This is a genomic window from Vibrio sp. 1401, assembly GCF_033340295.1.
Genome location: NZ_JAWOWF010000335.1, coordinates 1 through 723, shown reverse-complemented (window position 1 = coordinate 723; position 723 = coordinate 1). Strand labels below are relative to the sequence as shown.

Annotated in this window: 1 protein-coding gene; it reads left to right on the top strand. The window is 42.5% G+C overall.

Translation table 11 applies throughout. The features are described from left to right. A partial coding sequence (locus tag R7Z77_RS25465) for a GlxA family transcriptional regulator (protein WP_318137064.1) occupies positions 1-723 on the top strand: 723 nt, incomplete at both ends.

Genomic DNA, 723 nt, shown 5'->3' with positions numbered 1-723 from the left:
GCGCTTGCTCCGACAGGGAGGTATTTTGCATCAATAATAAGCTCATTAGAGATCTTGGAAACAGCAGCTGAATTTGCAGAGTTCCAAGGTTTCATGACACACGTCGTTACGCCAAACAATCGGCCGTTAATTGGTCGAGGGGGGATCAGCGTTCAACCCACCGCACAATGGCAATCATTTGATTTTACAAACATATTAATCATTGGCTCAATTGGCGATCCTTTAGAATCGTTAGATAATATCGATCCTGCATTGTTCGATTGGATCAGAGAGTTACACCTAAAAGGCAGCAAAATAGTTGCAATTGACACTGGTATTTTTGTCGTCGCGAAAGCCGGTCTTTTGCAGCAAAACAAAGCTGTAATGCATTCTTACTTCGCCCACCTCTTTGGCGAACTGTTCCCTGAGATAACGCTCATGACTGAGCAGAAAGCACTCATTGACGGAAACGTCTATCTTTCGTCTGGACCTTACTCTCACTCAAGTGTGATGCTGGAAATAGTAGAAGAGTATTTTGGAAAGCACACTCGAAACCTTGGTAACCAGTTTTTAAGTACAATAGAGAGCAGTGGAAACTCTCATTCATACTGTGATGTTTTCCGTTACATGCAACACAGAGATGAGCTGATTCTAAAAATCCAAAAATGGATTCTCACCACGGATCTAGACATCGTCTCTATCAGTGATTTAGCGAATGAAGCTTGCTTATCAGAACGGCAGTTA